The organism is Bacillus sp. AFS029637 (assembly GCF_002584985.1).
Classification (GTDB): domain Bacteria; phylum Bacillota; class Bacilli; order Bacillales; family Bacillaceae_G; genus Bacillus_A.
Window position 1 is genome coordinate 125,751 of sequence record NZ_NUPZ01000041.1, and the last position, 22,867, is coordinate 148,617.

28 protein-coding genes are annotated in these 22,867 nt (G+C 33.7%); 5 read left to right on the plus strand and 23 right to left on the minus strand.

What is annotated here, in order from left to right; all coding sequences use genetic code 11:
• Nucleotides 1-261: 261 nt before the first annotated feature.
• The 18 genes from COE49_RS23230 to recQ form a co-directional block, all read right to left on the minus strand.
• Nucleotides 262-1,464 (minus strand): macrolide family glycosyltransferase, encoded by a 1,203-nt coding sequence (locus tag COE49_RS23230; RefSeq protein ID WP_098252087.1) that lies wholly within the window; start codon nt 1,462-1,464, stop codon nt 262-264.
• 53 nt (nt 1,465-1,517) lie between these two features.
• On the minus strand, nt 1,518-2,198 hold the full coding sequence (locus tag COE49_RS23235) for a formylglycine-generating enzyme family protein (RefSeq protein ID WP_088229262.1): 681 nt from the start codon (nt 2,196-2,198) through the stop codon (nt 1,518-1,520).
• Between the two features lie 158 nt (nt 2,199-2,356).
• Nucleotides 2,357-2,863, minus strand: a complete 507-nt coding sequence (locus COE49_RS23240; protein ID WP_098252088.1) for a DNA topology modulation protein — start codon at nt 2,861-2,863, stop codon at nt 2,357-2,359.
• A gap of 23 nt (nt 2,864-2,886) precedes the next feature.
• Nucleotides 2,887-3,273, minus strand: coding sequence for a ribosomal maturation YjgA family protein (locus COE49_RS23245; RefSeq protein WP_088229260.1), 387 nt, complete (start codon nt 3,271-3,273; stop codon nt 2,887-2,889).
• An 86-nt stretch (nt 3,274-3,359) separates the two neighbouring features.
• A complete protein-coding gene (locus COE49_RS23250) occupies nt 3,360-3,719 on the minus strand; it encodes an MmcQ/YjbR family DNA-binding protein (RefSeq protein ID WP_088229259.1) in 360 nt (119 codons plus the stop codon).
• A 15-nt stretch (nt 3,720-3,734) separates the two neighbouring features.
• The gene (locus COE49_RS23255) at nt 3,735-4,139 is read right to left on the minus strand and encodes a GNAT family N-acetyltransferase (protein WP_088229920.1); all 405 of its coding nucleotides are present in this window, start codon (nt 4,137-4,139) and stop codon (nt 3,735-3,737) included.
• Between the two features lie 35 nt (nt 4,140-4,174).
• A complete protein-coding gene (locus COE49_RS23260) occupies nt 4,175-4,591 on the minus strand; it encodes a GNAT family N-acetyltransferase (RefSeq protein WP_088229258.1) in 417 nt (138 codons plus the stop codon).
• 32 nt (nt 4,592-4,623) lie between these two features.
• Nucleotides 4,624-4,995 (minus strand): hypothetical protein, encoded by a 372-nt coding sequence (locus COE49_RS23265; RefSeq protein WP_088229257.1) that lies wholly within the window; start codon nt 4,993-4,995, stop codon nt 4,624-4,626.
• A complete protein-coding gene (locus tag COE49_RS23270) occupies nt 4,992-5,768 on the minus strand; it encodes a serine hydrolase (protein WP_088229256.1) in 777 nt (258 codons plus the stop codon). Before COE49_RS23270 ends, COE49_RS23265 begins: the two co-directional genes overlap by 4 nt.
• A gap of 164 nt (nt 5,769-5,932) precedes the next feature.
• Nucleotides 5,933-6,445, minus strand: a complete 513-nt coding sequence (locus COE49_RS23275; RefSeq protein ID WP_088229255.1) for a GNAT family N-acetyltransferase — start codon at nt 6,443-6,445, stop codon at nt 5,933-5,935.
• A gap of 62 nt (nt 6,446-6,507) precedes the next feature.
• Nucleotides 6,508-7,515 (minus strand): HAAS signaling domain-containing protein, encoded by a 1,008-nt coding sequence (locus COE49_RS23280; protein WP_088229254.1) that lies wholly within the window; start codon nt 7,513-7,515, stop codon nt 6,508-6,510.
• Entirely contained in the window at nt 7,502-7,849 is a 348-nt protein-coding gene (locus COE49_RS23285) for a PadR family transcriptional regulator (protein WP_088229253.1), read from the minus strand. Before COE49_RS23285 ends, COE49_RS23280 begins: the two co-directional genes overlap by 14 nt.
• A gap of 168 nt (nt 7,850-8,017) precedes the next feature.
• Complete coding sequence (locus COE49_RS23290) at nt 8,018-8,350, minus strand: DUF952 domain-containing protein (RefSeq protein WP_098252089.1); 333 nt, start codon at nt 8,348-8,350, stop codon at nt 8,018-8,020.
• A gap of 77 nt (nt 8,351-8,427) precedes the next feature.
• A complete protein-coding gene (locus COE49_RS23295) occupies nt 8,428-10,497 on the minus strand; it encodes a HelD family protein (protein WP_088229251.1) in 2,070 nt (689 codons plus the stop codon).
• 230 nt (nt 10,498-10,727) lie between these two features.
• Complete coding sequence (locus COE49_RS23300) at nt 10,728-11,714, minus strand: LLM class flavin-dependent oxidoreductase (RefSeq protein ID WP_088229250.1); 987 nt, start codon at nt 11,712-11,714, stop codon at nt 10,728-10,730.
• Between the two features lie 82 nt (nt 11,715-11,796).
• Nucleotides 11,797-12,084 (minus strand): hypothetical protein, encoded by a 288-nt coding sequence (locus COE49_RS23305; RefSeq protein ID WP_088229249.1) that lies wholly within the window; start codon nt 12,082-12,084, stop codon nt 11,797-11,799.
• A 250-nt stretch (nt 12,085-12,334) separates the two neighbouring features.
• The gene (locus COE49_RS23310) at nt 12,335-12,715 is read right to left on the minus strand and encodes a gamma-glutamylcyclotransferase family protein (RefSeq protein WP_088229248.1); all 381 of its coding nucleotides are present in this window, start codon (nt 12,713-12,715) and stop codon (nt 12,335-12,337) included.
• A gap of 25 nt (nt 12,716-12,740) precedes the next feature.
• Nucleotides 12,741-14,858 carry a DNA helicase RecQ gene (gene recQ / locus COE49_RS23315; RefSeq protein WP_098357457.1) on the minus strand — a complete coding sequence of 706 codons (2,118 nt, stop codon included), beginning with the start codon at nt 14,856-14,858 and terminating at the stop codon, nt 12,741-12,743.
• Nucleotides 14,859-15,140: 282 nt separating this feature from the next.
• Between recQ and COE49_RS27720 the strand changes: the two genes are divergently transcribed.
• The 4 genes from COE49_RS27720 (at nt 15,141) to COE49_RS23335 (ending at nt 17,691) form a co-directional block, all read left to right on the plus strand.
• Nucleotides 15,141-15,302: a hypothetical protein gene (locus COE49_RS27720; RefSeq protein WP_170933738.1), complete on the plus strand. Its 162-nt coding sequence runs from the start codon at nt 15,141-15,143 to the stop codon at nt 15,300-15,302.
• A gap of 688 nt (nt 15,303-15,990) precedes the next feature.
• Complete coding sequence (locus COE49_RS23325; RefSeq protein ID WP_141524719.1) at nt 15,991-16,614, plus strand: acetylglutamate kinase; 624 nt, start codon at nt 15,991-15,993, stop codon at nt 16,612-16,614.
• A 129-nt stretch (nt 16,615-16,743) separates the two neighbouring features.
• On the plus strand, nt 16,744-17,100 hold the full coding sequence (locus COE49_RS23330) for a hypothetical protein (protein WP_000606231.1): 357 nt from the start codon (nt 16,744-16,746) through the stop codon (nt 17,098-17,100).
• Between the two features lie 138 nt (nt 17,101-17,238).
• Nucleotides 17,239-17,691: a hypothetical protein gene (locus COE49_RS23335; protein WP_088229245.1), complete on the plus strand. Its 453-nt coding sequence runs from the start codon at nt 17,239-17,241 to the stop codon at nt 17,689-17,691.
• A gap of 531 nt (nt 17,692-18,222) precedes the next feature.
• Here the strand turns inward: COE49_RS23335 and COE49_RS23345 are convergent.
• Both COE49_RS23345 and COE49_RS23350 read right to left on the minus strand, forming a co-directional pair.
• Nucleotides 18,223-19,029 carry a GH25 family lysozyme gene (locus COE49_RS23345; protein ID WP_088229244.1) on the minus strand — a complete coding sequence of 269 codons (807 nt, stop codon included), beginning with the start codon at nt 19,027-19,029 and terminating at the stop codon, nt 18,223-18,225.
• Between the two features lie 285 nt (nt 19,030-19,314).
• Nucleotides 19,315-19,764 (minus strand): DUF6884 domain-containing protein, encoded by a 450-nt coding sequence (locus COE49_RS23350; protein WP_088229243.1) that lies wholly within the window; start codon nt 19,762-19,764, stop codon nt 19,315-19,317.
• Between the two features lie 254 nt (nt 19,765-20,018).
• Here COE49_RS23350 and COE49_RS23355 point away from each other — a divergent pair, with 254 nt between their 5' ends.
• Complete coding sequence (locus tag COE49_RS23355; RefSeq protein WP_088229242.1) at nt 20,019-20,207, plus strand: DUF4017 family protein; 189 nt, start codon at nt 20,019-20,021, stop codon at nt 20,205-20,207.
• Nucleotides 20,208-20,468: 261 nt separating this feature from the next.
• Here the strand turns inward: COE49_RS23355 and ppaC are convergent, their stop codons facing one another.
• The 3 genes from ppaC to COE49_RS23370 all read right to left on the minus strand — a co-directional run bounded on the left by ppaC (nt 20,469) and on the right by COE49_RS23370 (nt 22,805).
• Nucleotides 20,469-21,398, minus strand: a complete 930-nt coding sequence (ppaC, locus tag COE49_RS23360) for a manganese-dependent inorganic pyrophosphatase (RefSeq protein WP_088229241.1) — start codon at nt 21,396-21,398, stop codon at nt 20,469-20,471.
• Between the two features lie 238 nt (nt 21,399-21,636).
• Nucleotides 21,637-22,152 carry a DinB family protein gene (locus COE49_RS23365; protein ID WP_088229240.1) on the minus strand — a complete coding sequence of 172 codons (516 nt, stop codon included), beginning with the start codon at nt 22,150-22,152 and terminating at the stop codon, nt 21,637-21,639.
• Between the two features lie 149 nt (nt 22,153-22,301).
• Complete coding sequence (locus COE49_RS23370; RefSeq protein WP_088229239.1) at nt 22,302-22,805, minus strand: GNAT family N-acetyltransferase; 504 nt, start codon at nt 22,803-22,805, stop codon at nt 22,302-22,304.
• Between the last annotated feature and the right edge of the window lie 62 nt (nt 22,806-22,867).

Genomic DNA, 22,867 nt, shown 5'->3' on the forward strand with positions numbered 1-22,867 from the left:
TTAAAAACCACAAAATACCATTTTATCATTATAAAGCGAAATATGGAATGATTACAGGACTTCAATTTTTCATCTTACTATTAAGAATTTTTGTTTTATATTCAAAAAAGTGGTGATTTAAATGGCTAACACCACCCATCCATTAACTTAAATGAGTGTAATTCTCCACTTTATATAACACGAAACTGTTAATATATTTATAAAAAAATGCCTATACCATGTAGTATAGACACTTGTTTTTATATAAAATTTAACTTTGAATTAAATATCATATTTACTTTTAAACTTTAAAATCTCATCAACCGCTTGCTTATAACCACCTGATTTTCGGAAAGACTCCTTCATATTTAAAGCAGCTTCTGTAAATGAAGGAGTCTTTAATACTAGCTCTACACTTTCACGTAGTTGCTCCTCGGTTAATTCTTTCATATGTAATTTAACTCCTGCTCCAAGATCTGCTACTTGCTTTGCGATTACTGGCTGATCTGCACTTTGCGGAATTACAACTAGTGGAACCCCGTTATATAATCCTTCATGCGTACTATTCATCCCACCATGTGTAATAAATAATTTCGTATATGTTAGAAGTTCAGTTTGTGGTACATAATTTTTCACAATGAAGTTTTTCGGAATATCACCTAAATCACTTATTTTCGTTTTATTGCCCACGGACATAACTATTGTATGCTCACTATTTTCAAACGTCTTAATACAAAGTTTATAAAAATCAAGCGCTTCATTAAAAACAGTACCTAGAGAAATATAAATCAGGCTTTTTTCTTCAATTGAAGTAAAATCAAAGTCTTCATTTTTTACTTGTGCAGAAATAGATGGGCCTACAAATTTATATGTTTCATCAAACGTATCACCAAAAGGTTGGAACTCCTTAATTGTACACACAATAGTGAGTGGTGCTGGATTACAAAAAACTTCATATGGTGATTTTATTTCAACACCATATTTCTCTGCAATTCCTTTTGTTAAGTTTTGAAAATCATTATGTATTCTATCCTGAATTTCCAGCGGGATATTTTTAGAAAGATGGTCTAACATTTGTTTAAATGATTTTTCATCCTGTGCAAAAGATGTGCATGAATTAATTGCTGGAAGTTTAAGAATTTGAGCAATTAGATGGCCCGATCCAAACATAGAATCATGAATCATATAGTCAAAATGCTCTCCTTCAATTTGTTCAAGAACACTTGGTATTACAATATCCGCTGTATGTAGAAGGCCATTAATTCTTTCTTGTAAATAATTTCGGCCACCGGAAAGAAACGCTTTTAAAAATTTTTGATCATCAATCGTTCGTACAGTAGCACCTGTCTTCTCAATACGCTCCCTGAAAGCTTCTATTGAAAAATAAACGACCTCTTCACCACGGGAAATCAGTTCCTCTACACCTTGTAATGTTGGATTTATATGTCCTTCTGATCCAGCGTTAATGAATAAAACTTTAGCCATTAAATACACTCCTTAAGTTAAATCATTTCCATATTCTTTGTTTCATTCTCCTGCTAAATTGACCTCACAAGCCTAAAACCAAGATCATCTATATGAAATGTAGGGTGGCTACGCCGGCGACAAGTAGCCCCACACCCTCTGGCTGCTTCAGCCCAACTACCACCACGAAAAATCCGGTACGATCCGTATACTTTTTCATCATACAAATCATAGCACCATTCCCAAACGTTACCTAACATATCGTATAGTCCCCATGCATTTGGTTCCTTTTTACCGACGTCATGAATTTGTCCACTTGAATTCTCATTATACCATGCTATTTCCTGAAGTTCCCCATACGTATATCCCGTTGTCCCTGCTTTACATGCATATTGCCACTCAGCTTCAGAAGGTAATCGGTAGCCGTTGGACTCTACATTACAACTAACCTTTTGGTCGTCATCACTAATGGAATAATACTCTGTTAATCCCGCTTTTTTAGAAAGTAAATTACAAAAGGCAATTGCATCATTCCATGAAATATTTACAACTGGTTTATGATTATCTTTATTATTATTTGCTGTACTATTCGTAATAGCATAATATGTTTCCATCGTCACAACATACTTTGCAAGAAGAAATGGTTTAATTTGAACTTGCCATTCTTTTTTTATTCGATCATCTCTTAATACTACCTCTCCTGCTGGAATATTAATCATTAATGAATCGACCATTTGAATTAAATCGTTATCCATTTTCTATTCCTCCAAACATTCATTTTACATAGATTAATAATGATGTACTCATAACAATATGCAATTTGTAGAAAATATTAAATTTTTCATAATAAAAAACGATTAGTTTTATTAAACTAATCGGTAATATCCACAAAGGTTTGTTACGTCACAATCTATTATTGTATGTGATTTAAAAACTTCCGAACCTCATTTGGAGATTTTAAAACAATTACCTTTTTTTCTTCCGAAAATTGCTCTAATGCTTTTAAAATTGTAGGTCGTTTTGCATTAGGATATTCCCATATCCATTTGAAAAATTGCAAATCAAACCTTTCTTCACATCCCGCGCCCATATCTGGTCTTGTTTTATTTCGATACTGGATCATCCTTTTAAAAGCGCGATAAATACAAATTGTTCTATGAATATCAAGGAAGATAATTGTGTCCGCTGCATTCAGTCTTATATCCATCGTCCTACCGTAATTCCCATCAATAATCCACTTCTCATCTTTAATTAAGTTTTTTTGAACTGTTATTTGTTCTTCTCTCGGAACACCTTCCCAATTCGGTTTCCAAAATAGTGCATCAAGATGATGCACCTTAATATTTAGTTTATTTCCTAACTGCTTTGCCAATGTAGATTTTCCTGAACCACCAGAACCAATTAATATTATTTTTTTCATAAAGGCCCCCTTTTACAAACCTCTTATTTCTTCTGTAACATCAATTCACAAAGCATTCCTACCCCAACACCAATTGTATAAGCCACTAAATCACTCCACAAAAATCCGTACCCTAATACAAGTCCACCTAAAGTCGTTGCGCGAATGCTATCTATCCAAGCCGCATGGTACAATTGGCTAATTTCAATCCCGTAGCAAAATATTAAACTAATAAAAGCTAATTTCTTCGTTTCTATTTTAGGAAACAAAAATCCAAATCCAATGAAAATCATTAACGCCCATAACGCATCACCTAAGTAATCATTTAATAAATCCGGTAACGCGAAAGCAAACTTTCTTGAACTAAGGCCTAAAATAATAACAATGATAGTAAACATAGCATATCGTAATCTATTTCGTTTCGTATTCATTTCAAAGTCTCCTGATAAATATTTTAAAACTGCAAATAGCTAGTAAAATATAATCATTTTACTAGCTATTTATAATCGAGTTCACTTTACATTTCATCCATTAACTCTTGCTGCTTTTTCTTTGAAAATGAGTGCAGTACTAAATCATACGACCAATCTATCATCTTATTAATTTGTTCTTGTCCTATATCCTTATGTATGTACACTGTATTCCAATGCTTTTTATTCATATGATACCCTGGAATAATTGTTTCAGGATAATCTTCTCGTATTCTTAACGCAAGTTCTGGATCGCATTTTAATGTAATCGCAGCTTTTTCACCTTCTTCATGATTCAATATCGCAAATATTTTATTATTGAGCCTCATGCAAGTAGCACTCCAGCCATCTGGAGAATCTTCTGTCGCTTTTCTTTTTGATAAACAATACTCTCTCGTTGTATTCATTCTTACTGACACCTCTTATTCTTTCACAATTTGATTACGATGCATCACAATTTGCTTCGTCGCTTGAAATTGCTGTTCACCATAAAACTGTATTAGTTTCTCTCCGCAAAATAGACTAACAATATGAATATGAGATATTTCTTCAAGTAACATTGTAAGCATCTTCTCTCCAATGCCGTTATTTCTTACACTTTCATGTACAACAACATCTTCTATGTATGCTCGAAAAACACCATCAGAAACGACTCTAGCAAATCCAATTAATTTATTTTCTTTCCATACTCCAATTGCTATGCTATTCTTTAACATCTTTTCAATATCGACTTCTTCTCTTTCTGGCCACCAACCGACAGAATCATAAAGTGTTTTTATTTTTTCTACACAGATCGGTTGTTCATGTTGCAATTTATAATTGTACATTTTAATACTCCCGTCATCTAGTCTACATAACATTATTATAATCTCTTTTCGAAAAAGTGCTGATTATGCCCTTTCGGGTGATCTTCAACAACACCATATTCTCTGTATCCATGCTTTTTATAAAACTCTGGTGCTTGGAAACTAAATGAATCTAATAATATCAATCTACATCCTTTTTCCTTCGCAATTTCTTCGATTTTATGTAGCAATTGACTGCCGTATCCGTCATGACGAACTGATTCATCAACCCATAAAAAATCGATATGTAGATGATAAAAATACATTGTACCTGTTACACCACCAAAAATTCTCCCTTCTTCATCTTTCACTACAAAACTTACTTGTTCCATCTGTTGTTTTACTTCCTCTGTTAAGATGGACATGTTATATTGAATTACTTTATTTTTTATGTATTCTCCTTCATTGCGAGTACCACTCTCTATGCGTTTCATATATACCATCCTTTCAGCTTAGTAAGCTACATTTAATTTTTATTTCTTCGTTTTAAAATACTTATAAAAACAAATCCTCCGTATGTAATAAAGCATGTAAAGCCAATTATCCCGGGTATAGAGACATAGCCTGTTCTTACGTAACTTACAACTGCAAAACAAGCGATTGACAATAAAATAGATGGCCAAAATATAAGAGCAGTTTTTCTCCGTCTCTGTTTCGATGTATTTTCTTTATCTTCAGAAATACGTGTACCAAAAAGCAATACAATGCAAATAAGAATCGCGGCAAAGTAAATTGTATCTAATGACAAAGTACGATCATATAGTGCGATTCCAACTTCCAAAGCAATAATTGTTAAAATTAAAATGATGATTGTTGAAGTTTTTAAGTTTCTTTTCAATCGTTCCCCCCTAACATGCTTTCACTATATTCTTTGTATATATATTTCAAAGCTGTTGTAATAGTTTCATCAACATCTTTATTTTCAAGTCGATTAGGTAAATCTTCCCCCCCAATAACATAAAGGAACGGGAATTCATAAAACATTCCCATTATACCAATATTTATTGTAGCTGTGGGCAATCCACCTGTCATATGAGCTAAATGATATGAAGGTATTCCTTCATATTCGCCTTGCTGTCTTACCATTCCGTTAATAATTGGCTCCCATACTACTGGTTCTGATTTGTAACCTTGAAATATATGTACTAAAAGTGAAAGAACTTGATTTAACTCTCCTACATTTTGCTCATCTCTAGGATTTTCCTGTATATGAATCTTCGAAAAGTATGTTGAAATATATTCTCTGACAGTATCCCATCCTCCGCAATACATAACAATTGACTTAGCAATATAACTGTCGTGACAAGCTATCATCACTTCAACCGCTTTATTAAGTGTTAATGTATTTCTTCCCTGTAAATGAGGATATAATTGCTCACTATCCTCATTTGGATTAAACTTAATGTGATGAAGTGTATCATTCCAACTAATTTGTTTGTCCTTTACCATTTTTGCTACTACAAATCCAATTGCTACTTTTGCTGCTGATGCTAACGGAACATATAGCTCATTGTTATGGGAAGCAACTATATTTCCATTCTTTGTTGAATAAACGAGTATTCCGACTTGGCCAGTTTGTATTTCTTTTATTTTTCGTATGACAGTTTCCATATTCATTCCTCTTTCTATATCATTTTATCACCCTCTGAAAATTCGATATAGAATGTAAAAACCCTTTATTTGTTAAATGATATTCTTGAACACAATAAGAAAAAGATAGTATGAAAGTTCTTCACACTATCTTTTTAAAAAATTATTTCGCATAACTGATATATCTATTTCTCAGTAGGATTTACAGGTCCATTAAGCTCCAATTGATAAAAGGCTAAGTCTAGCCATTTATTAAACTTATAACCTGCCTTTTTAATTGTGCCTGCATAAACAAATCCATAGTTTTCATGCAAGGCAATACTTTTCTCATTTTCTGCATCAATCCCAGCAATTAAAGTCATATATTCTCTTTCCTGTGCAATTGTTATTAGTTCTTTCATTAAAGAAGTCCCAATTCCATTTTTTCTATATTCCTTATCAACATACACAGAATGCTCAATTGAATATTTATAGGCAGGCCAAGCTCTAAATGGACCGAATGTCGCAAATCCTACTACTTTATTATCTAGTTCGTATACGAAAATTGGATAACCGTCAGCTTTTTTTTGTTCATACCAATCTATTCTATTTTCAAGGGTCACAGGTTTATACGCATATACAGCTGTTGTATTCAGTATCGCATCATTATAAATATCTAACATAAAGGCTAAATCTTTTGTCGTTGCTTCCCTTATCATAGTTTTCTTCCTTTCAAAATGCTTATCTTTTTTAGTAGTTTTATTATACCGAAATTTCAGACTTATAACGACTTACGAATACTAGTTTTTCGGAAACCATCAAATATATTTATCGCAGCAGATAACGAGTAGATGAAAATCCCACCGCCAATTAACCACGTTTTAAATTCCTCTGGGGAAGTAGTAAATGCATTTGCCAAATACGTAATAAATCCTTCGTTAAATAAATGTGGATTTACTACAATTACAATGAATATGATTGCTCCGACTACTTGAAGAATCGCATTCCCAATTGCCAATCTTTTCGTCCATTGTCCCAGTACTAACTTATAAAGAGATATAGCTACTTCGAAAACGATCATAACCACAACGATTGGCCAATATTGAAGTAAAACATCTTGATTAAACGTCTGCGCGACAAACTTCAGTCCATTTTCTGTACCATGATATACGCCTACAAGATGATTCGCATAAAAGTAAAGTGTAGCCCATATTGCCGTCCACATTAAACCTCCAAAAACTTCAAACTTTGAGATCGCCTTTTTCTTCGGGATATACGAAATATTTTTCAAATCATCTGGCGTCCATTTTTTTAAACTTGTTGTTAATGGGTGTGGATCCTTTTCTTTATCAGTTCTTTCTATAACAGCAAATACAAGTGTTAACCAGAAAAATACATGGAGACCCACTTCAAAAATTTCCCCCATACCTTTACCTATCAATTGTAAAATAACATTTAATACCGCTTGATCACCATTATAGCCTATAAAATTTTCTGCCACCATTGAAATGAGCGCAATAACAGCTGCAATTGGTATAATCATTTTTAATAGCGTCGTATATACATCAAAATAACGTGGTCCAATTAAATGCATTGGTCTATCCAAGTACCCATTAGCCAATGAAACTGGACTTCCCAATTTTTCGAGTACGCTCTTCACATCTTCCTCATTATAATCGTCTGGTAACATATCCTCTATTGTTGACCGTAGTTCAAGTGTAATATCTTCACGATTTTTTTCAGGTAATCTCTTCGCAACTTCATGGACGTACATATCAATCAAACTCATTTTCATCCTCCTCCTTTAATAAGTTATAAAGTTCTTTTGAATCCTTTACCCACTGCTTTTTCAATTGTAAAAATATCTCTGATCCATATTCACTTAAAACATAATACTTACGAGGTCTACTCTCCGTTTTATCCCAACTACTCGTCACTAACTCCTGCTTTTCTAATCGGCGAAGTAGTGGATATAAAGTACTTTGATCGATTACGATTCCTGATTTCTCTAATAGTTGGACAAGTGAATATCCATACTGCGGCGTTCTTAATTGGCTTAAAACCGCCAATGTTAAAGTCCCTCTTCTAAGCTCAGTAATTAATGAATTTAATAAAGCATCCATTTATTCACCTCATTTCCATTACTATATGTCATACAGTATATGTTTTATACTATGTATCGTACAGTATTAGTGTGACAAAAACAATAATCATTTACAAAAAAAGGATAATAAAAAGCACAAATTATATGATTTGTGCTTTTCTAGCTAACCTAAATACCTATAACACTCTTAACTTTGTACCTCTGGTAATATAAACTCTCCTTTTTCTTTAGGAAATGGGATAACCTCTACAATCGCCTCAACATTGATTACTCCATATACATGCGGGTATTCTTGACCGTTTGAAGCAAGTTCATATTTTATTTCTGCTTTTACAAGAGATGGATCTATTGTAAGTAATAAAACCTCTTCTTCATGATTAAAATGTTTTTGAGCCACTTTTAAAGCTTGGTCTAATAATGAACAATGAATAAATCCCTCTTCATTAAGTGAGGATTCATTAATTTCTCCAGTTGTTTTTGCGATTTCCCAATTTCTTTTTGTTATTACTTTTGTAATCATACTCATTTCCCCCGTATCTTTATATAGAAAAACAAGAGGATTTTCTGTTCATTACTAGAAAGTCCTCTTGAATTTTTTTATTTCTTAATTAACGGAGATGCTTCCCCACTATAGAAAATCCATAAATCATGAAGTGATCTCGTACATCCGACATACAATAACTTCGCATCGTGTTTTGTGTTTTTGTAATGTTCTTCATCCACATCTATTAGTAATACAGCGTCAAATTCTAAACCTTTTGCTAAATAGACAGGTACTACTGAAATACCACCTTCATATTTGCTTTGATCCGCTTCGATTACGTTCACTTTTAATCCTGCATTCGTTAATTTTTCATACATTTCACGGCATTCATCGTCCGTTCTTCCGATTACCGCAATTGTTTTCACATCTTCATTTTGTAGATATTGTAATGTCTTCACAATTTCAGTGAATTGATCTTCTGTACCAATTACTTTCACATCTTCCCCGCTACGGAAAACTGGCGTTGCGAGCCCTACAGGAATTTCTGCATTTTTAATTATTTCATTTGCGAATTCAATAATTTCTTTTGTAGAACGATAGCTTCTCGTTAATTCAAAATAACCTGTTTCTTGGAATACTTCCTTAAAAGCACTCCAGTCTTCAATTCCTTGATAATCATAAATCGCTTGCGATAAATCACCTAATATAGTGAAAGAATTACCTAGTGTAATTTCTTTTAGTACATAAACTTGGAATGGTGAGAAGTCTTGCGCTTCATCAATAACGACATGATGAAATTTCTGTCCGATTTCAATACCTGTTATGCGATGATGTATGTAAATTAAAGCAGGCAAATCTTCTACATACACTTCTTTTTTACGACAATTCTTTTCTGTTTCTTGCACTAATTCTTCAGGTAATACGTCGAGTATTTCTTTACTTTTCAACATTGAACTGTATAGTGAAAGCGGGCTCATCTTTGGCCAAAAATTCATATATGTGTTCAATCTCTTTGTCGCTTCTTTTTTCAGTAACTTTTTCTCGTTTGTTTCTCCAAACTTTTTAAGTTCAATTTCAATCCAACGCTTCATTCGGCCGACTAAACGTTCTCTTCTTTTCTTTAATGGATAATGTTTATATTCCACTTGCATCCATTTTTTAACGTCTTCCACTGGAATAACAGCTTTATCCCACGCCTCAAAATCTTTCGTCGGTACTAATTCTTTTTCAAGTTGAACCATTCTCTCTTCAATGAATGACTTAAATTCAAGCGTGCCTTTAAACTTACCTAGCATAACCTTTTTTTCATCACGATTAATTGAAAAGGCTTCTTTCAATTTTTCTTCTGTCTGCTTTAGTTTCACCGAACCCTCTAACATACGCAATGCCCAATCTGGAAACGTTGTTTGACTAATATTGCCTACACCCAATTCAGGAAGTACGCTCGAAATATAGTCTAAAAACAAACTGTTTGGAGCGAATACGATCATTCTCTCCGCTTCAAGTTGTTCACGGTATTCATAAATTAAAAAAGCAAGGCGATGTAAAGCGATCGTTGTTTTTCCGCTCCCTGCAACCCCTTGAATTAATAATGGTAAGTTTCTTTCCGCACGAATAATATCATTTTGTTCCGATTGTATAGTCGAAACAATATCTTTCAATTTATTATCTTTATTCTCGCCTAATCGATATAGAAGAAAATCATCGGCATGCGATACATCTTCATTTCCTTTTACATATGTATCTACAACACGTTCAAGCTCTCTTTTTCGAATAGAAATGTTTCGTTTTAAATAAACATCGCCTTCTACTAAACCGTCTGGTGACTGATAAAATGCTAATTCATCCCCCCCGGTAAATGAATAAAACATACTTGCGACAGGTGCTCGCCAATCAATGACCATCGGTTTCATCGTATCTTTATCTGAAACACCTACTTTACCGATGTAAATAGGCATAACATCTTCTTTGCCATCCTCCTGAAAGTCTAATCTTCCAAAGTACGGCTCTTGTACACCGATACGTAAGTTTTGTCTATTAGACTCCCTCATACTTTCAAGAATTTGCTCTTTAAAATCTTCTCCATAATAAACTGGGATTTTTTCAAGCTGCTCTAATTGCTCATCCATCGTACATAAAATATCTTTCATTTTCTGTAATTCTTCTTCAAATATGTTACTCATTTGATGATTCCCTCCTGTCCGTTCCAATTTTTTCAGTCGAAATATAATTTTATTAAAAATCCATTCGTAAAGTCAATAGAATAAGTGAGAATTTTCCAAAATAAATAAAGGCATAAAAAACCATGCCCTTCGATCTAAGATTTTGAAGTATCCTCAAAATAACTTTTTTCTCTTTATATTTATTTATAAAAAATACATTCATTTTATTAGTTAAGTGACCAATTAATTTGTCACTTACATGCAGGAATTACATACTTACCAAATAAGTCCAAAGATGAAAGAACTTTATGATGTTCTAGTCCACCAAAATTCATTACTGCCATAAAATTCGTAACACCTATTTCACTGTAGGAATGAATTTGTTTAATAACTTCATCAGAACTTCCTATTACTGGATTGAATTTATGTGTAAGGTCTTCATATGAAATATTTGTCCCACGCGGAGTATTCATAAATCGTTGATATGGATCTTTCGCATTAGATTCAGCCTCTGCATATGTTTCACCGACATGAACATGAAATGCAACAGGGATTTCCAGTTCTTCTGGATTACCGTATCCTGACTTTAGATACGTATTCTTGTAAGTATCAATCAGCTTTGCTAATTCATCTCGTGATTTACTAAACCCAAGACCCATGAAATTGTTTCCCATACTAGCAACATGACTAACACCTGTTTCACTAGAGGTTGCAATCCAATGAGGCGGAAAAGGAGCTTGTATGGGCTGAACATTAAGTTTAAGGTCTTTGTATTGATAAAAGTTCCCTTGATGAGAAAAGATCTTGCCTGACCATGCCTTACGCAGCACTTCTAGAGACTCGTTAAAACGTTCAGTTTTGTCCTCCAATGAAATATTATAGCCATCAAATTCCTTCTGTGCATATCCACTACCTAGCCCTAAATCTAATCTTCCGTTTGATAAAAGATCAACTATCGCATAATCTTCGGCAACTCGTATAGGGTTGTGTAATGGCAGTACTGAAACACCCACGCCGAGGCGAATTCTATTCGTTCTTTGAGATACCGCAGCGAGCAAAACTGCTGGTGAAGGATTAATACCAAAATCTGAGAAATGATGTTCTGCAAACCATACCCCATCAAAATTCATTTCTTCAGCTCGAACGGCTTGCTCCAATACCTCATTATAGAATTGTCTAGGAGTTCGAGATAATTGATCGGGGTAATTATCAAATATAGTCAATGTACTGAATTTCATTTAATATCGCTCCTGATACTTTATTTTCATTTCTATATTTCATAAACCTTTTACATAAAATCTAAATGGTATTATTAATATTCTAGTTATCCGAATCATTCCACTTACGACTTATTTCTAGACCATAATCCATATCGTAAACTTCTTTTATAGCTTTAACTTTTTCAAGGCTTTCATCACTAAACACAGGTTTGTTTTCAAAAGAATGTAGAACGATTCTTTCAAGAAGAACACCAAGTGAAATATCATGGTATTCTGCCATCGCTTTCAAAACTTTTACCATTCTTTTTTCCATCCTAATTCCCGTTTGCACACGTTCAACTTTAATTTTTATATTCTTTTCATTTATTTGCTCATTATTTTGTTTCATAATTTCACATCCTTACCAAAAAATAATACTTTGTTACCTCGGTAACAAGATATCATTATAACACTGGTGTATCTTTTGTCAATTGTGTCATTATATTATTGATTGAACATAATAGATTCTCTCCCTATTACTATTATCAAGATAATATAATCTATCCTCTATCACTTTGAGAAATCCAACTGTAAACACACTAAAAAGCAGATAATGATTCCATTATCTGCTTTCCAATTTTTATCTATGGCTGCTTTAATTATACTTTTTGATACACGAGCCAATCCCCAGAATCAATGATTTTCTTTAACATTTCTTTATTCCGGGCAATATACACATACGCGTGTATTTCTCTATCAGCAACATACATTGTTTGCGTTATCCGATCATATAAATCAGTCTCTGCATTACCTGTATACTCTTCAAGTTCATCCAATTTTTTTAAAACATCATCATTTACTTCATAAACTTCCCCATATACCTTTTCTTCATGTGAGCAAATCATTGCTGGATACCCTTCGTTTGTATCAAATAATTTCCCATACGTCCATGCTATGTCAGTGATGCATGTTGCGCCTTGCAAATAATGAGCATTCGTTTGCCCTCTTCTTAACGTACCGTACACGAAAACATGATGCATATATCCCTATCCCCTTTATATGTCTCTACTTTCTTATTTGTAAATATGCACGAATCATAAAGTAACTCACTTCATCTGGAAGTTGTTCTTTAATCGATTTCAAACCACCTTCTGCATTTTGTACAGCAGTTTCAATAAGAGGTTCATACTCTTTCGGAACGAAACTATGCCAGTCTACTTCCATACCATCTTCAAAAGAGCGAATTAAGTGATTTTCAATTGTTTGTCTCGATAACCCACGTTCTTTCGCAATTTCATTTAAATCAATACCTTGTTTATACATTTCATACGTTTCTAAATGGGAATTTGCTGAAGCTTTTCCTGACTTTTTACGCTCTGAAACAACTTCCGTCTTAATTGTTTCCGCATAGTTTGGATTTTCCTCAATAAAGTGTTGAACCGCTTGTAAAAAGTGAGAACCATACTTCACAAGTTTGTGTTCTCCAATTCCTTTTACAGTTAGGAGTTCAGAGTCACTTTGCGGCATTTTCACGCACATATCTTTTAACGTTTGATCAGAGAAAATAACGAATGGCGGTACACCTTCTCCTTGAGCAATTTCTTTACGCACTTCGCGAAGTACTTCAAATAATGGATGATCTTGGACGATTTGCCTTGTCTCCACTCGTTCTTTACGTAAAACATTCTCTTTACCAAGTAATACTTCTTTCCCTTTTTCCGTTACTTTTAACGTCGGATACGTACCATGTTCGACTGCAATTAACTCGTCTGAAATTAAAAACTCAATAAACTCACTTACCTCTTTTACACTACGGTTTGATAAAAGACCATACGTTGGTAAAGTATGAAAATTAAATTCAATAACTTTCTTATTTTTTGATCCCGTTAAAACTTGTGCAATCATTTGCTTTCCAAATCTTTGGTTCGTTCTAATCATACAAGATAAAACCATTTGTGATTCTCTTGTCACATCGATGCTCTCACGGTCGTCCGTACAATTACCACAGCGTCCACAATCTTCTTTCGGTTCTTCTCCAAAGTATTGCAAAATAAATGATTGTAAACATTGTTCGGTATGACAGTAATCGGTCATGTTTTGTAACTTTTCAAGTTCATTTGAAAAACGTGATTCTCCCGTTGATTGATCAATTAAAAAACGCTGTACTTGCACATCTTGCGAAGAATATAACAATATACATGCACTATCTAATCCGTCACGGCCAGCACGTCCTGCTTCTTGATAGTAACTTTCCATATTTTTTGGCAGCTGATAATGAATAACGTAACGAATATTCGATTTATCAATACCCATACCGAATGCAGAGGTTGCTACCATTACACTGACTTCATCTCGTAAAAAAAGTTCTTGCTGCTCATTTCGATCATGGTCACTCATACCAGCGTGATATTTCGATACCGAAACTCCAGCTTTCATTAAATCTTCATACAACTGATCGACTACTTTTCTAGTAGCTGCATATATAATCCCAGATTCCTTCTGATTTTGGCGAATGTAATCCGCTAAATACGCATTACGATCCTGTCCTTTAATGACTGAAAACGATAAGTTCTCACGCTCAAACGTTGTCATAATTGTATTTTCTTGATTAATTCCAAGCGTGTTACAAATATCCTCACGTACTTGTGGTGTTGCCGTTGCAGTTAATGCTAAAACGAGCGGCTTTTCTGGAAGGTAATCTAGTATACGATGTATATGTAAATAACTCGGGCGGAAATCATGACCCCACTGCGATATACAGTGCGCCTCATCAATTGCAATCATCGGGATTTTCATATCAATGAGTTGGTCAACAAACTCCATTGAATCGAGACGCTCAGGAGCAACATAAAGCAACTTGTAATGTCCTTGTTTCGCTAATTGAATTCTATGATTTGCTTCTGTCATTGAAATAGAACTGTTAATATACGTAGCGGAAATACCGTTTTGCACTAATGTATCTACTTGATCTTTCATAAGTGAAATCAAAGGGGATATTACTAACGTCGTTCCTTCAAATACTAATGCGGGAATTTGATAACAAATGGATTTACCACCGCCCGTAGGCATAATACAAACTGTATCTTTCCCCTCTAATACATTTTTAATTGTTTCATCTTGTCCTCTTCGGAATGACGAATAACCGAAGTAAGTCGCTAAAAGTTCTTGTGCTTTTGTAAACAAAAAAGATTCACCTGCTTTTCTTTATCTTTCATCTATCTCTATTATATCATCACTTATGTGACTTGAAAGTGATGAATACATGCTTATTCCTTTTTCATTACTCTATATTCCCTTTCGTATCAAATATTCATTCATATAGGTGTTTTGTTACTTTCTAAGTTTCCTAACATCTACAACGCATATTCAATATACAAAAAGTAAGAATTTCAATTTAAATATTCATTTTCTTTCCCTTCCTTGAATACTACTAATCATATACGTATAAATTCAGGAGGTTACTATATGAAGCGTCGTAATATTAGTTCCATCAAACATAAAACAGAAACGAATAAACTCCAATTCTCTAATAATGATGCGTGGAAATATGAATCATATTATAAATATCAACCATTATTCTCTTATAGAAAGATATGTAACTTTCTACTTCAACTTTTTAGACGGTAATACATGTGCAAAAAATATATAATTCATATAAATTTTCTCAATATAAAACTTATAGACTTACTCCAATACAGCTGTTAACATGTAAAATAATCTGTTGAATAAACCCCTTAAGTCGACCTGCTTACATTAGCAGGTCGACTTAATAATTACCCTTAGTCTTGCATACAAACCTTTTCTACATTTTATAACCATAATCCAATCGCAACAAATGATAATAATCGAAAAAATTTTAAATATAAATTCTTAACGTCTAATTATGTAATTCGTTTTTTCTCAATACACAAAACTATTTTTACTTGTTACTATAAAGGTACTCTAGATGAGTTTTTACTCATCAACATTATCTAGTGAAAGGGGGCTGCTGCGGGAAGCAACTCCTTTTTACTTTATTAAAGTGTTAAATCATTCATTTGGACGAATTTACCAAGGTTTTTCAAAAAAAAATTATGGTACTATTACGTAGTCGAGTCCGACATCTCGACAATACCCTTTTGAGGCTCTGCAACTTCCCTTGCAGAGCCTCTTTTACTTTATATTCAATTAATTCACATATACCACAACTTCGTTTTCAAATCTTCTCACCTTTTTAGCCACCTATCTAATTGTTGAAAATAATCTAGGACACGTAACTAAAAAATAAATTTCATCATACTTTGAGATATACATGTTCAAAGGAGTGTTACTACTTATGTATTCTTATTGGCAATCGTATTACTCCCCCTATCATAACCCTTATGTAAACTTTGATGTACCCGTACGTAATTACCGAATTAGTAAAAATGAGAACTTTTTAAAAGGTTATATGCGTTCATTATGGGAACAACATGTCGCTTGGACGAGATTAGCCATTATAAGCATTGTCTTTCATTTACCAGATGTTAACGTTTCAGTTGGACGCCTTCTACAAAACGCAACACACATGGGACTATCCCTTGAACCGTTCTATGGTGAGGATGCAGTAAAAAAATATAGTGCATTAATTAAAGACCATTTAGTAATCGCCGCTGATCTTGTTAAAGCTGCAAAAGCAGGTGATCAAAATGCAGCTGCCGCGATAGAGAAAAAATGGTACGCTAACGGGGATGAAATTGTTGCGTTTCTTACTAGCATCAACCCATATATAGAAAAAGAAGAATTTAGAAAAATGTTTTATGAACATTTAGCACTAACAAAAGCAGAAGCACTTTCCTTCCTAAATAAAGATTATGAGGCAGGAGTAAAATTGTACGATAAAATTGAAAAAGAAGCATTAGAAATGGCCGACATGATAACAGACGCAATCGTAAAACAATTCCCGCAAGTATTTCAATAACAATAAGCCGATTTGAAAAAACAAATCGGCTTATAAAACGTTCATTCAAGGATATTTCACTTCTCCTCTTTACATTTAACGTATATCGATATATTTTATTAATATCCGTTTTTTATAGGAGGACATAGTTTGATTAACGCCATTGGTCTCGTATTTATTCTCACAAATAAACACGAGAAAAAAAAGAAAGTTTATTTGAATGAAAAATTCGCATTAATAGACATTATCGATTCTAAGGAAGTATTTGATGATGAAGGTAACCCATTAGTAGAACTAACATGTAAATACAGTATATATTTAGATGAAAAATATTATTGTAAATCCCTCGATGATTATACGGGACAAGTATTCCCCTTCTTAAGCGCAAAAATAGGAAAAGGCCTTCTTAGAAACTTAAATTATTACTTTTCTTACGTTGATGCATATGATAAAAAGCCTCCTGTGAAAGAAATAAGGCCACTTATGAAACAAGTAACTAACAGATAGCAAAAAATACTCAAAAAAGAAAGCATCTCATACTGGATGCTTTCTTTTTTGAATCAAGAACCCTTTACCTTTCATTCTCTTCTAAATATATGTGTCCAAGCATACTTTAGATAAAAAAACATTGGAGGATTAGACTGAATGAAATACTCAGAAACAATTGTAAGCAAACGGCTTCGCAAACTTAGAACAGCTAGTATATTTTTTACAATCATTTTAATCGCCTGGATAGGATATACAAAATTCCTTTATACAAGTGGTTTCCTTCTCGAAAAGAAAAACTCCGCCGAGGTAATAAGTACGAACGGTACTGGAGAAATCGAAAAAAATTTCAATGTAAATTTACAGGGATTTCGTAAAACAAATCTCGATACCCTTATAGATACAAGTAAAACTGATCCAAGTAACCTTTCATTAATTGAGCTAATCAATACGTCTTGTTCACGAGATTGCATAGGTGAGCCATTAGCCTATGTAAAATCGAATAATGGCTATATCTTTTATCAAAAATCTAATGGAACTTATGTATCTATAAAAATTAAAAAGAAAGATACATGGGAAATTGAAAAAAAATCAGTTCAAGATGGAATATAAACTAGTAATAAAAAAGAGTANNTACTCTTTTTTATTACTAGTACCCTTCATGTTTACAATGGCATTTCGGTTTCTCTTTATGCTTACACTCTTCACAATCGCACTTCGGTTTCTCCTTACAACTACACTTGTCACCATCGCATTTCGCTTTCTCTTTGCAACTGCATGTATGACAATTCCTGCATCTACATCCTCCGAACATTAAATCATCCCAAAATGAACGTCTACAATGACAATGATTCCCCATGAATATACTTCCTCCTAAATAGAATTCATTATATTCTATGTTGGAACTAATAGAAGGGCTTGTTTACTAGTCTAGTTTTTAAGGTTTAGGGAACATATTTCATATTTAATGAACACTAACATTTTGGTTTTTTTTACAAAACAATTACTTATAATCTATTATTTTATGAATCGAAAATATATTTTATACATTTAGGAGGATACATTTCGAAGGGAATTCTATTTTATCTTCTATAAGAAGCTGTTTTTTAGGTGGGGCACGCTCTATGGTACAAACTTTGATTACTACATTTCTTTATACCACCATTTTTTACGTTCAAGATAATCTTTCATTGCATTCAATTGCGTGTCTGAAGTTGGATCAGAAATGAAATATGTTAATCCATCCGATTGTAAAATGAACTTGGCTGTCATTTTTAAAGAAGTTAATGCTCCCATAACATCGGGCGTTTCATACGGTGAAAAAGCTCCAGATTGAATGATATTTTGTTTATTTGCTTGTACTTGCACAGGTTGTACTGGTTGTACTGCTCCAGTAAACCACGCTAGAGGTTTATTTCCTATGAGTGAATTGAGATCGCATTTACCGATGCCAGGAACATTCCCTGTTTCAGTATACTGCCAAAGGTCACACGGATACACTGGCTTATTTCCCCCATATCTCGGAATCCATACAAAGTCACATTTCACATTTGCCATCCCAAAAGGTTCATACATATGATGACCAACATATAAACCGATTTTCTTAGCACCTAGTCGGCGTAATTCGTCGATAAAAGCTTGTGTACCTGTTCGCATATCATCCATTGTTTTCACTTCAACATCTGCAGCCCAAATTGTAGCATTTTTATCCCCACGATTCCAAAAATTACGTGCTTCTACTTTCGCATCTTCTACTGAAATGAAACGGCAAAATGCATAGTTACCAAATGGAATATTTCTCACTTTCATTGCTTGTACATAATTTTTATATAAAGGGTCTACATAATTTGAACCATCTTGCACACGTGCAATTACGAAATCTAATTGTGGTGCTGCTACATCCCAGTTAATATCGCCATTCCATTTCGAAATATCTACAATGTAACCCATTATCCAACATCTCCTTTTTTTATTATCATATTCATAGCTTGTCTTTTTTGCTATTATCGTTTAAAAATCCAACCAGATTCGTTAATACTTGTGTTACTATGATTCCCCTACCTACTGCATTTTTAATTCATTATACTTGAAAAAGAAAATTGGCACTTAACGAACAAAACTATTGCTATCAAATACCAAATCTATTTGGGGAGCTGTACTGACTAATAGAAAAAGCACCACCATTTTGGCGATGCCTATTATCAAAATGTGACCAACCTACTACTATCATAAAAACTATACTTCCTTCTCTTCCTCTACAGCCCTCTTTAACCTCTGCAACATATATCCAATTCCTTTGCATCCTTCTAACGGATATGTAATAATTTCTTCCGAATATAATTTCGTCACTACTTTTTTATGTTTCTTCCCAGCAAGTAAAACGATTTCGTCAAACTGAAGCAACTCTTTATCAACGATCTGTTGTCGTAATTGTTCAATACTAATAATCTCATTACTCTTGGAATCAAATGCAAGATCATAGTTTTCTTGCACAATATCATTCGGTCTTAAAAATCCATGCTTCGCTGATAAGATAACCCAGTTCTCAAAAAACATAGTTGCGTATGCCTGACACGCCTTTCCGAACGGACTGATATACACATCTTTTGCCTCTGTCTCCCCGTAATCTACATACTTATCCCAAATTTTCTTTTTTCCACATGGGATTATGCATAGTCTCTTCATATTTATGTCTTACCTCTTTTCTTTCGTATATAAAGTTAAATTTTTTGTACATTTTCTTCACAAAATACTATATAATAATCCTGAAATGAAAATACATTATTTACCACATTTTTCATAAGTTTCATTTACAATTAGTCTTTTAATACATACGTATATAAATCAAATTTAAATTACTTGCTTTTATCCAACTCCATTTAATAATATTATAATATACAAATGTTATACATTAAAGTTTAGAGAGGAGGTGAACGGCAATGAAAAATATTATCCCTGCACTATTTGTTTATTTTATCGTTTGCGTTATTGTAATTACCTTACCAGCATCTGACGGTTATAATACTGTTGGTTGGAAATTATTTGTTGGGCAAGTATACGCAATTCCTATTTTCCTCGTTGTTGCTATCGTTACTTTTTATGTGAATAAGAATCGTTTAAAAGGATAGAAAATGCTATCCTTTTTTATTCGCTTATCGTATTGAGTATTGCCCTGAACGTATTTTGTACTACTTCTTACGAAAAATCAAATTTTTCAATGTTTCCAAGTCATAACATTTCTTATTTTCATCCCAATTTAACAACTTTGAGTCATTCAACATACGCAAGTCCCTCTAATTAAAAATCTGGATTTCCCGCCATTTAAAAGAGAAAAGGACAAGTAGTCCATCTGACTACTTGTCCTTTTTGTTTATCTGTACTCAATACTATTAAGCTTGGAATGCTTCTGTTAATACAGGTACGATTTGTTTTTTACGAGATACAACACCTTTTAAAGTAGCTGTGTTGTTTTCTAGAGATACGTTGTAAGCTTTCTCAACAACGTTTGCTGCTTTACCAACTGCAAGACCTACAGAATCGTTAGTTAAGATATCAGTTACAACGAATAAGAATAGGTCTAAACCTTTTTCTTCTACTACTGCAGAGATAACTTTTTCAAGTTCCGCTTGGTGTACAAGAACGTCGTTTGTATCAACAGCGTTTACTTGTGCGATTTCAACTTTCGCGTTACCCATTTGGAATTCTTTAGCGTCAAGAGAGATTAATTGCTCCATTGTTTTTCCGCTTAAGTCAGCACCAGCTTTTAACATTTCTAAGCCATAGCTATCTGCATCTACACCAGCGATTTCCGCTAATTCACGTGCTGCTGCTACGTCTTGCTTTGTGCAAGTTGGAGATTTGAATAGTAAAGAATCTGAAATGATTGCAGATAACATTAAACCTGCAACTTCTTTACGAATTGCAACGCCGTTTTCTTTGTACATTTTGTTTAAGATTGTAGCTGTACAACCAACTGGCTCACAACGGTAGTATATAGGATCGCTTGTTTCAAAGTTAGCAATACGGTGATGGTCAATAACTTCTAACACACGAACAGATTCGATATCGTTAGCACTTTGTTGACGCTCGTTATGGTCAACTAAAATAACGTTGTCCACTTCGCTTGCAACTGTCTCAACAAAACGCGGTCCTTCTACTTTAAAATAATCTAACGCAAATTGAGTTTCACCGCTGATTTCGCCTAAACGTACAGGCTCAGCATTCATTCCTAATTCTTTTTTCAATTCTGCATAAGCAATTGCAGAACAAATTGCATCTGTATCTGGGTTTTTATGCCCGAAAACTAGTACTTTTTCCATGTTTTCCACCTCTTCATGAAAAGGATATCTTAAAGAAGCAAATATGACAATATTTAAAGCGTATTTTTTTATAAATAATTGCACTTTCTTCTATAATTTTCATAAAAAAGATCATCTAAAATGAAATAGATGATCGAAATGTATATTAATTTAAAATAGTGTAGGCACTTGCACTATATTTTCCATTCTTGATTATTGTACCATTAAAGCGCCCAATTGCAAAATTGGCAAAGACAGTCTAATTACCGAATAGCCCTCTCCCTCTCAAATTTGCGGAAACTGGCTCCTTTCCTATTTCACGTGCCCATATAGATAACTGACCGATATGGTGAATTTCGTGGACAATGACATGACGCATTATCTCTCCGTGTGTACATTCAATAACTCGGCGCCTAATTGGTGCGTCTCTAGAGCTAATCGGTGCGTCATTGAAATCAGTTTCTGAAAATTTCCGAGATTCCATTTCACTTGTCCAAGAGGTCACAAATGGCTGCACTTTCTCGTGGTATTGAGCTGAGAGTTTTTTCACTTTTTGCAAGCTAGAATAATCTTCAAATTCCGGCTCCTCGGGCACTGGTTCACCGCGCAAACCTAAGATCCACATATACTCCACATCTACAATATGAAATAACGAATGTAGGATACTACCAAACCCACCAACCCGTTTCTTTAATAGTTCTTCATCCGATATATCTTCACAAAATGTAAACCACTCATCACGAACTTGCCAATTATATTGAAACAGTTTCAACATGACAGCAACCTCCATCTTTTAGATTAACATTTAATATTCACCAAAAGACTGCTAAACCCCTATTAAATAATAACTAAAAAAACTGTTACAACCTTCTACAAACTAGTCCTTTAATTGAACATTCCAACCATAGTTAAAGGGTCAAAAAACTAAATACTTTTATAATATATAACCGTTGCATCTAACGCACCATTCGGAGAAATTGCATATTCCGGTATTTTTCCAACTTCTCGATAGTCTAATGATTTGTATAATCTATTAGAAGGATCTCCTTCTCTCGTATCTAGCACTAAAAGAGACCTGTTTTCTTGTTTTGCTCGTCCCTCTGCTTTTTGCATAAGCAAACGTCCAATACCGTTACGTCTAAAATTTGGATGAGTCATTAACTTACAAATTTCAGCTCTATGGCTACCATTTGGCTTTGTGACTAAATGTAATTGAACACTTCCCGCTACTTCATTGTTTATTTTAGCGACATATAATATCACTTCCGGCACTAAGACAGCTTGCCAATACTTCGTCGCTTCTTCTCGTTCCATTGGCGGTAAAAACCCGATTGATGCCCCATCATCTACTACAGTTTTCAAAAGTTTAGTAAGCTCTTCAATATTGTTTTCTAATTTCTTAATTTCTTCAATTACTAAATTCCCCATTACTTTCCCCCCTTTTATTTTTATTTTAACAATTTTTAAAGCAGGAATAATTAAATATTAAG

What these genes read in the sequence shown, in the direction of transcription:
- COE49_RS23230 (WP_098252087.1), bottom strand. Translation starts at nt 1,464, where the DNA reads ATGGCTAAAGTTTTATTCATTAACGCTGGATCAGAAGGACATATAAAT.
- COE49_RS23235 (WP_088229262.1), bottom strand. Translation starts at nt 2,198, where the DNA reads ATGGATAACGATTTAATTCAAATGGTCGATTCATTAATGATTAATATT.
- COE49_RS23240 (WP_098252088.1), bottom strand. Translation starts at nt 2,863, where the DNA reads ATGAAAAAAATAATATTAATTGGTTCTGGTGGTTCAGGAAAATCTACA.
- COE49_RS23245 (WP_088229260.1), bottom strand. Translation starts at nt 3,273, where the DNA reads ATGAATACGAAACGAAATAGATTACGATATGCTATGTTTACTATCATT.
- COE49_RS23250 (WP_088229259.1), bottom strand. Translation starts at nt 3,719, where the DNA reads ATGAATACAACGAGAGAGTATTGTTTATCAAAAAGAAAAGCGACAGAA.
- COE49_RS23255 (WP_088229920.1), bottom strand. Translation starts at nt 4,139, where the DNA reads ATGTACAATTATAAATTGCAACATGAACAACCGATCTGTGTAGAAAAA.
- COE49_RS23260 (WP_088229258.1), bottom strand. Translation starts at nt 4,591, where the DNA reads ATGAAACGCATAGAGAGTGGTACTCGCAATGAAGGAGAATACATAAAA.
- COE49_RS23270 (WP_088229256.1), bottom strand. Translation starts at nt 5,768, where the DNA reads ATGGAAACTGTCATACGAAAAATAAAAGAAATACAAACTGGCCAAGTC.
- COE49_RS23275 (WP_088229255.1), bottom strand. Translation starts at nt 6,445, where the DNA reads ATGATAAGGGAAGCAACGACAAAAGATTTAGCCTTTATGTTAGATATT.
- COE49_RS23280 (WP_088229254.1), bottom strand. Translation starts at nt 7,515, where the DNA reads ATGAGTTTGATTGATATGTACGTCCATGAAGTTGCGAAGAGATTACCT.
- COE49_RS23285 (WP_088229253.1), bottom strand. Translation starts at nt 7,849, where the DNA reads ATGGATGCTTTATTAAATTCATTAATTACTGAGCTTAGAAGAGGGACT.
- COE49_RS23290 (WP_098252089.1), bottom strand. Translation starts at nt 8,350, where the DNA reads ATGATTACAAAAGTAATAACAAAAAGAAATTGGGAAATCGCAAAAACA.
- COE49_RS23295 (WP_088229251.1), bottom strand. Translation starts at nt 10,497, where the DNA reads ATGAGTAACATATTTGAAGAAGAATTACAGAAAATGAAAGATATTTTA.
- COE49_RS23300 (WP_088229250.1), bottom strand. Translation starts at nt 11,714, where the DNA reads ATGAAATTCAGTACATTGACTATATTTGATAATTACCCCGATCAATTA.
- COE49_RS23305 (WP_088229249.1), bottom strand. Translation starts at nt 12,084, where the DNA reads ATGAAACAAAATAATGAGCAAATAAATGAAAAGAATATAAAAATTAAA.
- COE49_RS23310 (WP_088229248.1), bottom strand. Translation starts at nt 12,715, where the DNA reads ATGCATCATGTTTTCGTGTACGGTACGTTAAGAAGAGGGCAAACGAAT.
- COE49_RS27720 (WP_170933738.1), top strand. Translation starts at nt 15,141, where the DNA reads ATGAAGCGTCGTAATATTAGTTCCATCAAACATAAAACAGAAACGAAT.
- COE49_RS23325 (WP_141524719.1), top strand. Translation starts at nt 15,991, where the DNA reads ATGTATTCTTATTGGCAATCGTATTACTCCCCCTATCATAACCCTTAT.
- COE49_RS23335 (WP_088229245.1), top strand. Translation starts at nt 17,239, where the DNA reads ATGAAATACTCAGAAACAATTGTAAGCAAACGGCTTCGCAAACTTAGA.
- COE49_RS23345 (WP_088229244.1), bottom strand. Translation starts at nt 19,029, where the DNA reads ATGGGTTACATTGTAGATATTTCGAAATGGAATGGCGATATTAACTGG.
- COE49_RS23350 (WP_088229243.1), bottom strand. Translation starts at nt 19,764, where the DNA reads ATGAAGAGACTATGCATAATCCCATGTGGAAAAAAGAAAATTTGGGAT.
- COE49_RS23355 (WP_088229242.1), top strand. Translation starts at nt 20,019, where the DNA reads ATGAAAAATATTATCCCTGCACTATTTGTTTATTTTATCGTTTGCGTT.
- ppaC (WP_088229241.1), bottom strand. Translation starts at nt 21,398, where the DNA reads ATGGAAAAAGTACTAGTTTTCGGGCATAAAAACCCAGATACAGATGCA.
- COE49_RS23365 (WP_088229240.1), bottom strand. Translation starts at nt 22,152, where the DNA reads ATGTTGAAACTGTTTCAATATAATTGGCAAGTTCGTGATGAGTGGTTT.
- COE49_RS23370 (WP_088229239.1), bottom strand. Translation starts at nt 22,805, where the DNA reads ATGGGGAATTTAGTAATTGAAGAAATTAAGAAATTAGAAAACAATATT.